Source organism: Parasedimentitalea maritima (genome assembly GCF_005771405.1).
Lineage (GTDB): Bacteria > Pseudomonadota > Alphaproteobacteria > Rhodobacterales > Rhodobacteraceae > Parasedimentitalea > Parasedimentitalea maritima.
The window spans coordinates 184,415-197,489 of record NZ_VAUA01000008.1; the positions used below are offsets into that span (position 1 = coordinate 184,415).

Annotated in this window: 13 protein-coding genes; 8 read left to right on the plus strand and 5 right to left on the minus strand. The window is 50.4% G+C overall.

What is annotated here, in order from left to right; translation table 11 throughout:
- Window positions 1-14: 14 nt before the first annotated feature.
- Window positions 15-1,358, minus strand: a complete 1,344-nt coding sequence (locus FEE96_RS16385) for an AAA family ATPase (RefSeq protein WP_138164200.1) — start codon at window positions 1,356-1,358, stop codon at window positions 15-17.
- A 1,153-nt stretch (window positions 1,359-2,511) separates the two neighbouring features.
- Between FEE96_RS16385 and FEE96_RS16390 the strand changes: the two genes are divergently transcribed.
- The 3 genes from FEE96_RS16390 to FEE96_RS16400 all read left to right on the plus strand — a co-directional run bounded on the left by FEE96_RS16390 (window position 2,512) and on the right by FEE96_RS16400 (window position 5,317).
- Window positions 2,512-3,918 (plus strand): rep family protein, encoded by a 1,407-nt coding sequence (locus FEE96_RS16390; RefSeq protein WP_138164201.1) that lies wholly within the window; start codon window positions 2,512-2,514, stop codon window positions 3,916-3,918.
- Between the two features lie 658 nt (window positions 3,919-4,576).
- Complete coding sequence (locus FEE96_RS24130; RefSeq protein WP_138164202.1) at window positions 4,577-4,837, plus strand: pyocin activator PrtN family protein; 261 nt, start codon at window positions 4,577-4,579, stop codon at window positions 4,835-4,837.
- Between the two features lie 165 nt (window positions 4,838-5,002).
- Window positions 5,003-5,317, plus strand: a complete 315-nt coding sequence (locus FEE96_RS16400; RefSeq protein ID WP_138164203.1) for a hypothetical protein — start codon at window positions 5,003-5,005, stop codon at window positions 5,315-5,317.
- A 215-nt stretch (window positions 5,318-5,532) separates the two neighbouring features.
- Here the strand turns inward: FEE96_RS16400 and FEE96_RS23860 are convergent, their stop codons facing one another.
- Window positions 5,533-6,612: a tyrosine-type recombinase/integrase gene (locus FEE96_RS23860; RefSeq protein WP_138164204.1), complete on the minus strand. Its 1,080-nt coding sequence runs from the start codon at window positions 6,610-6,612 to the stop codon at window positions 5,533-5,535.
- 162 nt (window positions 6,613-6,774) lie between these two features.
- On the opposite strand from FEE96_RS23860, the gene dusA reads away from it, so the two are divergent.
- Together dusA and FEE96_RS16415 are read left to right on the plus strand one after the other, a co-directional pair.
- Window positions 6,775-7,764, plus strand: coding sequence for a tRNA dihydrouridine(20/20a) synthase DusA (gene dusA, locus FEE96_RS16410; protein ID WP_138164205.1), 990 nt, complete (start codon window positions 6,775-6,777; stop codon window positions 7,762-7,764).
- Between the two features lie 85 nt (window positions 7,765-7,849).
- Window positions 7,850-8,674: a sulfite exporter TauE/SafE family protein gene (locus FEE96_RS16415; protein ID WP_138164206.1), complete on the plus strand. Its 825-nt coding sequence runs from the start codon at window positions 7,850-7,852 to the stop codon at window positions 8,672-8,674.
- Between the two features lie 388 nt (window positions 8,675-9,062).
- On the opposite strand, the gene FEE96_RS16420 is transcribed toward FEE96_RS16415, so the two are convergent.
- Genes FEE96_RS16420 through ccmI form a run of 3 tightly spaced genes read right to left on the minus strand, consistent with a single transcriptional unit; the run spans window position 9,063 to window position 11,006 of the window.
- Window positions 9,063-9,293, minus strand: a complete 231-nt coding sequence (locus tag FEE96_RS16420; protein WP_138164207.1) for a DUF1289 domain-containing protein — start codon at window positions 9,291-9,293, stop codon at window positions 9,063-9,065.
- 4 nt (window positions 9,294-9,297) lie between these two features.
- Window positions 9,298-9,771 carry a Holliday junction resolvase RuvX gene (gene ruvX / locus FEE96_RS16425; protein ID WP_138164208.1) on the minus strand — a complete coding sequence of 158 codons (474 nt, stop codon included), beginning with the start codon at window positions 9,769-9,771 and terminating at the stop codon, window positions 9,298-9,300.
- Window positions 9,768-11,006 (minus strand): c-type cytochrome biogenesis protein CcmI, encoded by a 1,239-nt coding sequence (gene ccmI / locus FEE96_RS16430; protein ID WP_138164209.1) that lies wholly within the window; start codon window positions 11,004-11,006, stop codon window positions 9,768-9,770. The genes ruvX and ccmI overlap by 4 nt, the downstream gene beginning before the upstream one ends.
- A 188-nt stretch (window positions 11,007-11,194) precedes the next feature.
- On the opposite strand from ccmI, the gene FEE96_RS16435 reads away from it, so the two are divergent.
- Genes FEE96_RS16435 through FEE96_RS16445 form a run of 3 tightly spaced genes read left to right on the plus strand, consistent with a single transcriptional unit; the run spans window position 11,195 to window position 13,043 of the window.
- The gene (locus FEE96_RS16435) at window positions 11,195-12,439 is read left to right on the plus strand and encodes a sarcosine oxidase subunit beta family protein (protein WP_138164210.1); all 1,245 of its coding nucleotides are present in this window, start codon (window positions 11,195-11,197) and stop codon (window positions 12,437-12,439) included.
- On the plus strand, window positions 12,439-12,720 hold the full coding sequence (locus FEE96_RS16440; protein ID WP_138164211.1) for a hypothetical protein: 282 nt from the start codon (window positions 12,439-12,441) through the stop codon (window positions 12,718-12,720). The genes FEE96_RS16435 and FEE96_RS16440 overlap by 1 nt, the downstream gene beginning before the upstream one ends.
- On the plus strand, window positions 12,714-13,043 hold the full coding sequence (locus tag FEE96_RS16445; protein WP_138164212.1) for a sarcosine oxidase subunit delta: 330 nt from the start codon (window positions 12,714-12,716) through the stop codon (window positions 13,041-13,043). The genes FEE96_RS16440 and FEE96_RS16445 overlap by 7 nt, the downstream gene beginning before the upstream one ends.
- Window positions 13,044-13,075 lie beyond the last annotated feature (32 nt).

Sequence of the window (13,075 nt, forward strand, 5' to 3'; positions counted from 1 at the left end):
TCTATTGTTCCCGGCTAGGCATGTCCCATCTCATTATGACGCTCATCGATTAGTTGCTTGACCAGTTCAGACAGGATCCGGATCGATCTGTGTCGAGGGAAAGTGCTTTCCAGATAGTCAATATCGCCTGAGGTTAGATCAAGAAAGCGTCGGTCTACGCCCAGTTTGTTGGCATAATCGTTGATAATTGACGTAATAAGTGTCCTGACTTGATGTTGCTCTGGGGCTTCAATGGAATACACGGTGCACCGTGATAATAGAGGGGTAGGGATGCTATCCAGAGTATTGGCCGTGAAAATCCATGAAACACGACTTGCATTCACTTCACTAGCTAGGAATTTCTCATACCAGTGCGAGTTTTCAGATGGCTCGAGCAAGGGAAGAAGAGCGCTGTGAAGGTCACCGTTTTGGGATCTGTCTGCCTTGTCGATTTCATCAATCACCATCAGAGGGTTGATCATTTGCCCATCTGCAATTGCTGCTGTGACGCAACTTGGCGTTGCGCTTGACCAACCCGCCGACACTCCAAAAACATTCGAATCTCGCATACCGGCAACGTTGAGAGTTGACATGTGAACACCGAGAACTTGGCCAATATGCTGGAGCAATTGGGATTTACCAATGCCCGGTGGCCCAACCAAGATTGTTGGTCGAAGTTGAACCGAGTCCTGGCCAAAGTTCCAGCGACGAAGCAGCTGTGATGCGAACCCCATGATCGCAAGTTTCGCATTTGGAAAGGTGTTCTTAAGTTCCTCAAGTTCCTCAATCTGACTAATGCCATGGAGCTTAGCGACTTCCAAAGGCTTGAAGATGCGTTTGATGCGAGTGTTTAGTTCCTTTTTTACAGTGCGCTCGAGTTCATCTTCAGATTTCTTCAGATAGAACTCAAACTTCAGATCTGATACAGTCGGATCATCCGTGATGACTGTTTTCCCGAGCAAGGCGGCCTCACGTTCTGCAAGGATCTTCTTTAGAAACGACAATGGTGTCTTCCGGATCAATTGCCGCCAGGTTCGGCGCCAAGATAGCGGGCTACCCGTTGCAGCGATAACAAATCCGAGGTTGGACGCCATTTGTTCATTATCACCGGCTAAGTGAGATTTCTCGAACTGTACCCAAGGGTCCAGATCTGTTTTGGATCGAAAAGCTTGTGCCAAAGTTTCCAAGTCACATGTATCCAGAATTGCCGACCTGATCCATTCCAGATCGTGGTATTCTACTTGATCGAAAATGTCACTTAAGCGGATTTCATCGAACGGATCGCTCTCCGACCACAGCTCGATCAATTCAACCCAACGTGGGTCTTTATTATTATCTGACGTGTCTGCGTTTGGTTTCGCGTCTTCTTGAACTGACATTCAAGTTCCCTCCAGAGAAGTATATGGTAGGAGGGCAGAGACTCGAACTCTGGTCCGTCACAGTAATCTGCTGCCGACGAAAAAGGGATTTAGACCCGACCACAGCCTCTGCGCCCTCCCCAGAAATTTGGGGTCATATCTGCTTAGGTAGATATGCTTTCAGGCGCGATATGGGTGCGTGAGTTCATCATGGTTCATGTAATCCTTAGTTTTTCACTTTCTCCGTCAACAAAGAAGATTACTTACTCCACAACCAGGTTAAATGGTGAAGCCAAGTTGCCGTATAAATTCACTTTTTGTAATTTCAGAGATGTCCTCTGGTGACATTGGTTTCCAACTAATAAAACGGACGCCGTGGGCCGTTCCACTGTTTCGTAGAAGTGAAGCGGGCATCTCAGATTAGAAATGCCTTTTGCGCGAACTCGACTGCAGCTGAACAAACGTAAACAACAACGCAAACCTCATGAAGTTGATGAAACCGAGATTGAGCAAATTTGATCATGGCAGCTATCCTAGATATGAGATCATTGTATGCACTATGTGTATAATGCGCTGCTCTTGAAGTCAAGGTACTAAACGCATTATGTGTATGATGATTACTTGATACTGGAGAAAACTCTTGAAGAAGCTGAGTGATAAACCGCCTACCAGATTGCAACTGCTAATTACTGAAGAAGAGCTGGCAGATGTAACTTCTTACCTTCATGAACGGAAAATATACGGCAAGTCGAAAGCAATTCGCCATCTCATCAGGATTGGGCTCGACTGCGAGCACAAAGCTGGAAATTGGACGGGGAAAAGAGATTGAGAGTGTAAAAAGGTCAGCTGTGGAAAATTCGTACACACTGAAGGAAACGGTGTACTTAAGGAGGGAGTAATGGGGGGACGACGTCAGAAATAGTTTTCAGCTCAACTTCCCTTGTGGCCTATATTTCCGAATTTTGTAGACGCCAATTTCAAACCCCGAAGATTTTAAATCTTTGCGAAATCTTGCTCGCAATATGAAGTGAGAGCGAGGCGAAAGATTAGTATTCAAAAAGTTCCAAAGAACCTCGCAGTCAATAATCTGATCGAGGTATCCGCTCCAAATTGATTGAGCCTTGTTTTGGGCTTCATGGACCAGGCCTCGATAAAACAATCGAGGAAGTTGGTCATGAGCCAAATTTACGTGGGTGATTCCTGCGAACAGGGAAGGACTGTCCGTAAGTCATCACCCAGTTCAGATAAAGAAGCGATCTCGATCAGTGGTCCTGAGATCATTGAAGGCGGAGTAAATCTCGGAAAAGTCGGTCTTGAGGCTGAGTACAAAGGTGGGTTTAAATTCTGCGCAGGTTCACTAAAGCATCGTGAGAAAACTCAAATCGTCATGGACATGGGTGAACGTGTAGGCATTTCACTAAAGAGAAGCGTCACCAAGAAATCGGCTCAGTTCTTGCTGGGTCTTCCTGAAGGGGAGTACTTGGGAATTGTGTATGATGCTCCAGCGCATAACAAACATCTTCCATCGACTGCTATAGTCGATTGTAATCAAACAGCTGCGAATATTCTCTACTATTTAGAATATGGGATGGAGCATTCATCACAGCTAGCAACATTCACTTTTCCGCCCTTGACCTCCCGTGTCTCTGTAGAAAACCTTAGAGAATGTATCAAATTAGCTTTTGAACGCTACAACACAGTCAAGAAAAGACTGTCTGAATCAGGCCTGGGCGAATTTTTGTACTGCCAGTTAGAGATGACGTACAATGAAGATGATGGGTCATTCTATCCTCATTTTCACGTTTTCCTTGAAGTTGGAAAATACGATGCAAACCGCCTGCAGGTACTAGCGACCCTGGCGTCTAGTATGCCTTGGGTTGGAGGCAATGCGGGTATCCTGTTAAAGCAGGTTAAACCTGCTGATGCGATGCGTTTTGTCAAATATGGCACTAAGCCAGGTGAAGCAGCTGTATCCATTGCCCAGGCTGGGCATGAAGAGGTGTTCAAGGCTTACTACGAAGCAACCAAAGGTGTTCGCCTAACGCGGACTGAAAAGTCACTGAAAGCTTGTTTGGCTCAGCTAAAAACGGAGAACCGTCGAGCAAAAATAATGCCATGCAAAGAAACTGGGGAAGAGCATGTTGTGCTGGTTGAAAAGCGCCGCAGGGATCCTGAGGGCGAGCCTGAAAATGTTGAGGGCCTGGATCCGTTGCCGGAGGTTGGAAAACATGAACCAGTATCGTCAGGCACAACAAATATCTTTTGCGGAAGCAGTTCAGCCTCTCCTTCGCCCTCTGGCAGGCTAATGGCGTTTGGGTTGGTGCAAAATTTTGATGAGGAGAACCTCCATGAGGTGTTCGCCGTTGAGGGCAAGCGTAGCTTTTATCAAGCGAACAAAGCTGCGTGGGCGGCTTGGGAGAAGAATACAGGTGAACCGTTTGACCTTAAGAAGTTTTTAATCCCATTGGCACCTGACATACTTGCCGCGATCCGACGTCCAGAGTTTAAGAGTTACACGGTAATAGCAAGTTCTAATATTTTGAGAATTCTGAATATATTATATTTCGAATCTGAAGGCTAACCATTTATCGAGTAAGGTGAAGCCAATATTTGTAAAAAGAAACCGATATTACCCAAAATCGTTCAAGTGTTCTAAAAAATGTGTTTTCCAGATCCTTGTTGCCTGTTGTCATTTTAAATGGCGGCAAGGTTTCTGTCAGTAAGTAATCACATTTATCCATTAGGTGTCCGCTGACAACATTTGTTCATTTGCTGCAGACTCGGAGTTCTGAACGAGTCTACTAGCCATGCTTAGCGTCCGGTTTCCGTCAATTATAGCTGAACATCAGGAAGATTGTTTGGTGATTCGCGTGAAAATCAGTTCGAACCAGTATGAAATCTGCACCTATTACGTGAAAGGGTGCACCATTCTACATTTTTCGAAATTTTTTTTGGGGGCTCATATCGCATTTAAACGCAAACTGAGTATACCCTCACTGCCAAACACCTTTATGTACCCGTTTTTTGAATTCGTTGCTCTCAGGCACGTTCTAGGCCGTTTTGAGGGGGTAATGGCTATCGCTTCTCCTGGCTCGTCAACTCCTAGGAGATCCGTGTTTGACCTCTGATTCAGCGGGTTGTTTGGTTCTCATTATTACGTAGAAACTGATGGTGAGCAGAGGCTGAAGTTACTCGGGTGAGTATCTAAGGTTTGGAAAATAAACGTAAAAGGCACTCACATGCAGACTATATTTATTCTGATGGGAAGGTATGACGCGCGGGTCATGGTTCCTCTTGAATCCGTTCGTCAGGACTTCTTTCCTGAACTCAGTTTGAACCTACTGAAAGCTAAAACGGATAGTGGTGAAATACCTCTAATAGTTACACGACTTGGATCTTCTCAAAAGTCAGGGCGAATGGTGCATGTTAATGACTTGGCCGATTTTCTTGATGGCCAAGTGAAAAAGGCCCGGACTGAAGCCCGTAGAAGGGCCGCTTAATGAACTAAGCCAGGAAAACAGAAAAGTTCATCTAGCCACATTGGGTGCGGAAAACGGGAAACGTTAATCGGTTGCACCGAATCGAGGCCGAACCAGATTGATATTTTTTCAGGCTGAAAACCAATAACCAAGACTCCAAATAAAAGAGCAGAAAGAGGAAATAAAATGAAAGTTGATTATATGGGGCGACCTTGCCGCGGTGATTTATGGGCGGCATTTGACAAGTTGATGGATATAGCCCGACAGAGCTCCAGTTCGTCGTTTGTTGCCAGAGATTTGTTGGTATTTTCACATAGAAGAGACAGTTTTGACCTTGGCGAAACCCACAAATTCGATACTTACAATCGTAAAGCAGCCATTGTTGTCATAGCGCATGCAATTAACGGTGGTGACGATAGGGAGTTAGGTCGTTTTTTGAAAGACAGAAAGCTGACACGTCTGAAGTGGCTCAAGGACCGCGTTTGGGTTGTAGACATGTAAAGTACCACGAAAAATCAGTGAAAATATCTTTGTGAAACCTGCCGATTGTTTTTCGGCAGGTTCCCGCCATCAATTCCATCGAAGAGGGCTTTGAGGAAGGGCTGTTGTTCAATTCACGGATTTCAAACTGAGCTTTTTCCACTTCCCAAAGCGCTGCAGACAAACTGTAACGCTTTGGGACGAATGTCGACAACGCTTATTTGTAGTGGTTTCGACTAAGTGATTACTTCCATCCAAGCCCAATTTTCATAACGGTTTCCAACCTTTTTAAGATGTGAGTATCGTTGCAAGCTGGACCAGATTTTATGTCCAGTTACAGACATTGCTTGCGGCAAAGTGCGGCCAGTTTCGACCAACCATGATGCAGCTTCGTGGCGCAAATCGTGGAAGCGGAGATTCCGAATACCCAAGAACCTGCATGTTCCCGTAAATTGCCGACCAACGACATCTTTGTGAAATGGAAAGATCTGGTCGGTTAAACGCGGCATGCTCTCAATAATTCGAATGGCTTCTGGGGGCAGCTCGCAAACGACATCGTTTCCCTCTTTTTCACCAGGATCCTTCATGTTCCTAACCAGAATGGTTGCATGTTCTTGGGAGTAGTCATCCCACAGAATTCGAGTGATTTCGTCTTGTCGCCTTGCAGAAAAGATGGCGAACGGAACAATTTTGCTCATCGGGATAGCCCGAGTGTCTCGTGATTCACGCCTAACAAAGAAATCCATTAACGCATCCAGTTCTTCAGGAATGGGACGCCTTGTACGTTTTTTCGATTTCCCAGTAATGCCCAGAGTGCTGGTCGTTTCACGAGCTTCTTCGACGACCCGTCTGTCAAAAGGAATGGCGAATGCCGGCCTGGCTAGATTGAGGCATCCGGACAAATGACTCATGTAGTTGGCAGTGGTGGATGGCGAACGCCCAGCGGGTCCGTGTTCTCCTTCGGCAACTTGATTGGCAAATTCAACAAGATCTGCTGGCCGAAGTGATGCTACTTCAAAGTCCGCGACGTCAAAGAGCTTGATAGTCTTCAGAACTTGCGACTTGGTCTTCCCCATCTGTTTTCGCTGAGTGTCGATAACTTTGTCGATCAGTTCACTTACAGTGGTTTGGATTTGGCGATTGGTTAGTTTTCCAGCGTCAAAGTCTTTTTCGACTTTCTTGATCCATGCGTTGGCAGCGGTTTTTCTTGAAAAAGTAGCTGACTTGGAGAAGACGACTTCACCTTCCTTCTTCTTGATAACCTGTGCCCGATGTTTGGTTCCGGATTTGCTCTTGCGCTCTACGATTGTGCCCATTATTTCCCGTGCTTTGTTATTGGCATACTGCGGATATAGGGTTCCGGTATGCCAAGCTCCAAGTGGGTATGCCAAAAAGTATGCCAAAAACACAAAACGTCGTAAAACCTAGCAAAATAAGCTCCAAACAAACCATTGTTTCGGTCAGCGGAGAGTGCCTAAATGACAGATAAGCCCTTAATAACAAAGGCCGCACGCCTATCCGTAGCTCCCATGATGGACTGGACGGACCGGCATTGTCGTTTTATGCACCGACTGCTGAGCCATGAGACTTTGTTATACACTGAAATGGTGACAGCACCGGCTCTGGTCCGGGGAGGGGCGTTGCATCTCCTTGCCCACAGTCCTCAGGAACATCCAGTGGCGTTGCAACTTGGCGGGTCGGATCCGGATGAATTGGCCAAGGCTACGAAATTGGGGGCTGATACGGGCTATGGTGAGATAAACCTAAACTGCGGTTGCCCTTCAGACAGGGTGCAATCAGGGGCCTTTGGTGCGGTGTTGATGCAGAGCCCTAAATTGGTTGCGGATTGTGTCGCGGCGATGCGTGACGCTGCAGATGTCGAAGTGACGGTGAAGTGCCGCATTGGTGTGGATGAGCAAGAACCACGAGAGATATTGCCTGATTTTCTGGACAAAATTCAGGCAGCTGGCTGCCGCCGGGTGACAATCCATGCCCGCAAGGCCTGGCTGCAGGGGTTAAGCCCCAAGGAAAACCGGGATGTTCCGCCTCTGGACTATGAGTTGGTTCATCAGATGAAGGCAGCATTCCCGGATCTGCATATTTCGATAAACGGCGGGATTTCGTCTTTGGACGAGGCCAAGGCACAATTGGACAGTGGCCTTGACGGGGTCATGATCGGTCGCTCCGCTTATCATCAACCGGGCGATGTTCTGAGCACCGCAGATCCTGAAATTTTCGGGCAAGGCGAAGCCAGCGATCCTTTCGACGTTGCGCGTCAAATGTTGCCCTATATTGAGGCACACTTGAATGGAGGCGGACGTTTGCATCAGGTGACCCGACATATGCTGGGGCTGTTTGCTGGCCGTCCAGGTGCGCGTCAGTGGCGTCGAACCCTGTCTGAAGGTGCCCATCGAGATAGCGCAGGCCCCGAACTTGTCGAACATGCCCTTACCTCGGTTCTGGCGTGAGTTTCCATAAAACACTTTTTGCAACTGGACTCTTGTCACAAGGCGCAGTTTTGTCTGCCAGACTAAGTGTCATAGGAGAGACCTGATGCCCGACGCAGCGCTCATTGCCCAAATGTTGGTACTATTGGCGGTGATCGGCGCAGTGGCCGGAGTATTAGCTGGCTTGCTGGGGGTTGGTGGCGGTATTGTCCTGGTGCCGGCCTTTTTCTACGCTTTCCAAACGCTGGGCTATGGTGGCGATCAACTGATGCAACTGTGTCTGGCAACGTCCTTGGCAACCATCATCGTCACCTCGCTGAGATCCGTGCTAAGCCATCATAAAAAAGGTGCGGTGGATTGGCAAATCCTTCGTGGCTGGGGCCCAGGTATTGTTGTTGGTGCAATTGCAGGGGTGCTTGCCGCGTCCGTTTTGCGATCAACAACCTTGCAGGGCTTGTTTGGGATACTGGCGCTAATCATCGGGCTGTATCTTGGGCTTGGCCGCAGTGACTGGCGGTTGGGGGACGCGATGCCGAAGGGGGCTCGTCGTTTCATCCTGTCTCCGATGGTTGGCTTCTTGTCGGTGCTAATGGGGATCGGCGGCGGCAGCTTTGGCGTGCCGTTGATGAGCCTGTACAACACACCCATTCACCGGGCCGTCGCAACGGCAGCAGGGTTTGGCGTGATCATTGCCGTGCCATCGGTGATTGGTTTTCTATTACTGCCGATTGATCCTGCGACACGCCCGCCTCTGACAATTGGGGCGGTTAATCTGGTGGCCTTTGGTGTGGTTATCGCGATGACACTGGTGACCGCACCCTGGGGGGTGAAACTGGCCCATGCGATGGACCCGAAACCACTGAAACGGGTTTTTGCGGTGTTTTTAGTCGCAGTGGCTCTCAATATGCTGCGCAAAGCCTTAGGCTACTAGACAGCGCTAAGTCTCTTGTTTCACCATAAGATATTACTGTCTTGGCATCTCCTCGGGTTGCCTATGTGCGTTGCATATAAACCTGTTTTAATGAGGTTTTTGGCGATCTCAGTGAAAAACCTGATCATGGTCCTCAGCTGAAGTTAGAATTTTCAGACTAGGTCAGCGGCAACGAATACGAACGCACAACAGTTCCAGAGATCGAGGGGCTGTCCGCGTTGTAGGCACATTTTAAACTGGTCAAAGATCACGCGCCATTGGCAGAAAAGGTGGCAAGATTGGGCGACAAGGCCTGGCAGCGGATGGCTCAGAGCGTTGCGTCACATTTCCTGGATGCCGAGACCCAGTTTTTAAGGCAGATGCATGTTCGATTGGTTGGGTAACTAGTTCAGGTCTTTAGTCGGGCTGCGCGCCCGCCACGGCGTGTTTTGGGGGTGGCGCTACGATTTGGCAACTCTGCCAGAATGGTGCTGCGCTCGCTTGGGGGCATCTGCGACCAGCGCGTAATTTCGTCAATTGAGCGTGCACAGCCGGTGCACAAGCGTGTGACGGGGTTCACAACGCAGATTTGCGTACAGGGAGACTCGACCTCGTCGCGCTTCCAGACCTCATCACTCATGGCATTATCCGTTCTTCAAATGCGCCATACGATCCAACGCTCCTTGAAGAATATACGAGGCAGCCACGTGATCAATCACCTCAGCGCGACGTTTTCGAGATGTATCCGCCTCCAAAAGCACCCTTTCCGCAGCCACAGTGCTCAGCCGTTCGTCCCAGAACCCAATTGGAAGTTCTGTCAAGCGGCTGAGGTTGCGGGCGAATGCACGGGTCTTTTGGCAGCGCGGCCCTTCGGAGCCGTCCATGTTGCGTGGCAGTCCCAGCACAATCCCGCCAATACTTCGACCTTCGATGATCTCCAGTAACCGGGCAGCATCAACGGTGAACTTTTTGCGCCGTACGGTCTCCAGTGGTGTTGCCACTGTTCCCATCGGATCTGAGACTGCAACGCCAACGGTCTTGTCACCCAGATCCAGACCAATGAGCGCAGTGAAATCGGGCAAGGCGGTTGCAAACTGTTCAAAATCGTCGTGGATCATTGTTCGATCCCGGCCTGCTGGGCCGCGCCAGTGATCAATGTCAGTGCAGCCTCATCACTGGCAAATGTTTGCAGAGCTTCGGCATAAATGGCTTTGGCTCGGTCAGCCTCACCCAATACGCCTAGCGCGCCGATCAAGCGGGCCCATTCTTGCGGGTTTCCACCTTCACTCGCCAGCCGCTCGGACAGGCGTGTGACCATACCGCGGATCATTTCTTGACGCTCTTCTTTGCTCATTTGTTGAGCGTCGGCGACGTCTTCGCCAGTCGGCCCTGCCAGCGGAGCACCACTTTCGGAATTTGGGGTGATTGGCGTGTACTCGACGCCCGCACGATAGGCCATCATTGCGATTTGATCTTGGATGCCTTGGATCCAGGGGGCGTCGGCTGGTCCAGCCTGCAGAGTCTCCGCCCAGATTTGATAAGCCATGTCAGGACGGCCAATTTGCCCCAACATCACGCCCCAATAGTAGCGTGCAGGGCCATGGCCGCGGTCCAGCGACAGCGCATTCCGCAATTCAGTTTCTGCTTCAGGGGAGATGTACCCGCCTGCAGCCATAATCATCAACTCAGCAGATTCGGCATAGTCGCGGGCTTCTACATCACCGGACATAATACGAATGTAGTTTTGCTTGGCCTGATAAGCCGCGACAAAGTTGCCAAGGTTGGCCTCGTGCTGTGTCAACAACATCTGCCCCTGCGCGTCATCGGTTCGCTCAGACGCGGTCTGGCGCAGTTGCTCAACCAGTTCTAAATAGCCTTCTTCAACTTCCACTGACGGCGATGCTGGTATCTCGGCCTCCGCCTCGCTTTGTGAGGGGCGGTTTGTCGATCGATCCTGCGCTTGCGTGATACGGTATTGCAGCGGCAAATCCCCATATCCGAGTGCACCAAGTTGAGAATATAGTCCGAGCGATCCGCCAATGAGCACCACACCCGTCACAATGGCGGCTACCAGCGTCCAGTTGCGTGGTTGTTCTTGCCTGGCAGCACTCTGCTGCATTTGCGCATCTGCAGCTAAGATGCGGCGCGAGATTTCAGTGCGGATGCGTTCAGCATCGCCCTGATTGATAACCCCTTTAGTCAGGTCTTTTTCCACATCGCGAAGCTGCTGACGATAAACCTTAAGATCTGAGGCAGCTGCAGGCTCTCCAAGCTTACGGGCGCGCAACAGCGTTAGTGATAGCAGCAGGACAATGGCCAGCGCCATGAATGAGGTGACAATCCAGAAGGTCATGATCTCTCCGTATTTTGCCTATGCATCTATCGCGCCGACGCGGCGGGAAAAAGAGCAAACTGCTTGTCTGGGGCGTGGTGTCACGTCACAGTGATGTCGCAATCCTGCGTAATTGCGACGATTAACGGCGCGGTTTGTAAGGGGGGCTGGGGCATACCCGTATTTATCTCGAACCAAATGGATTCGCCATGAAACGCTACTCGGTATTTGCTGTCGCGCGGGAGGCTCTGCGCTATCACTCCGGATGGGAGCGCGCCTGGCGTTCGCCCGCGCCGAAACGCCATTATGATGTTATTATTGTCGGCGCTGGCGGGCACGGTCTGGCCACTGCTTATTATCTGGGCAAAAATTTTGGCATAACCAATGTCGCGGTGATCGAAAAAGGTTGGCTGGGCGGTGGTAACACCGGTCGAAACACCACCATCATCCGCTCCAACTATCTGCAGGACCCCTCAGCCGCGATCTATGAAAAGGCGCGCAGCCTGTACGAAGATATGAGCCAGGACCTGAACTATAACGTCATGTTCAGCCCGCGTGGAGTCTTGATGCTGGCGCAAACCCAGCACGAAATCCGCGGCTACCAGCGCACCGCCCACGCCAATGCATTGCAGGGCGTTGAAACCGAGTTTGTTTCGCCGCAGCGGGTTAAAGAAATTGTGCCAATCATCAATCTGGATGGCCCACGCTATCCGGTTCTTGGTGCCCTATGGCAGGAACGCGGCGGCACCGCCCGTCACGACGCGGTGGCCTGGGGCTATGCCCGCGCCTGTTCGAACATGGGCATGGACATTATCCAGCAATGCGAAGTCACCGGGGTGCGGGTTGAAAACGGTCGCGTGGCTGGTGTCGACACCTCCAAGGGCCCAATTGATTGCGACAAGCTGGGTATGCTGGTGGCTGGCAACGCATCAGTACTCTCTGAAATGGCTGGCTTCCGCCTGCCCATGGAAAGCGTCGCCTTGCAGGCCCTAGTGTCCGAGCCGATCAAACCCTGCATGGATGTGGTTGTGATGGCCAACACCGTGCACGGCTACATGTCGCAATCCGACAAGGGCGAAATGGTCATCGGCGGCGGTACTGACGGGTTCAACAACTACACCCAGCGTGGCTCGTTCCACCATATCGAAGAAACTGTCCGCGCCCTGAATGAAACCTTCCCGATGGTCAGTCGTTTGAAAATGCTGCGCCAGTGGGGTGGCATTGTGGATGTCACCGGCGACCGTTCTCCGATTATCTCCAAAACCCCGGTGGGCAATGTCTTTGTCAACTGCGGTTGGGGCACCGGTGGCTTCAAATCGATCCCCGGTTCCGGCTGGGGCATGGCCGAGCTGATGGCAACGGGTCATTCCTCGCTGACCGAATCCTTTACCATCGACCGCTTCAAAGAAGGCCAGTTCATCGACGAGAGCGTCGCAGCCGGGGTGGCTCACTGATGGCAAACCCAGTGGTCATAGCTCTGACCGATGAGCATATTGAACTTCTGATCTCGGATCGCACGCGCTTTAACCAAATCGTCAAGCCCTTGTCGAAAGGCTGGGACAAAGGCGAGGCCTCGCGTTTTGAAACGAATTCCCTTGGATTTGAATATTTCCCCAAGGTCGACGAGGTGGCAGTCTACGTCACCTTCAATGATGGTTCCGACGAGGTCCGCATGTCACGTGCCGATTTTTTGAAGGAGCTTAGAAAGCACACAGACGGAGATGCAAAATGCTGATCCTTGAATGCCCCTATTGCGGTGTCAAAGCCGAAGAAACTGAACTGCACGCCGGTGGCGAAGCCCATCTGAAACGCTTTGGTCCAGGTTCATCTGATGATGATTTCCACGATTATCTGTTCATGCGCGAAAACCCCAAGGGGGTGCATTTTGAACGCTGGCGTCACATCAATGGTTGCGGCAAGTGGTTCCATGCTGCCCGTTGTACCATGACTCTAGAAGTGTTTGGCACCTATTCGGCGCAGACATATGAGCCGCCGCAGGACATCCGCGACGCGATCAGCGCCAAGCGCCCTGACTGGAGCTGGAGAGAGTTCAAATGAGCCTTCTTTTTGCAAAAAATACTCAAATTCCG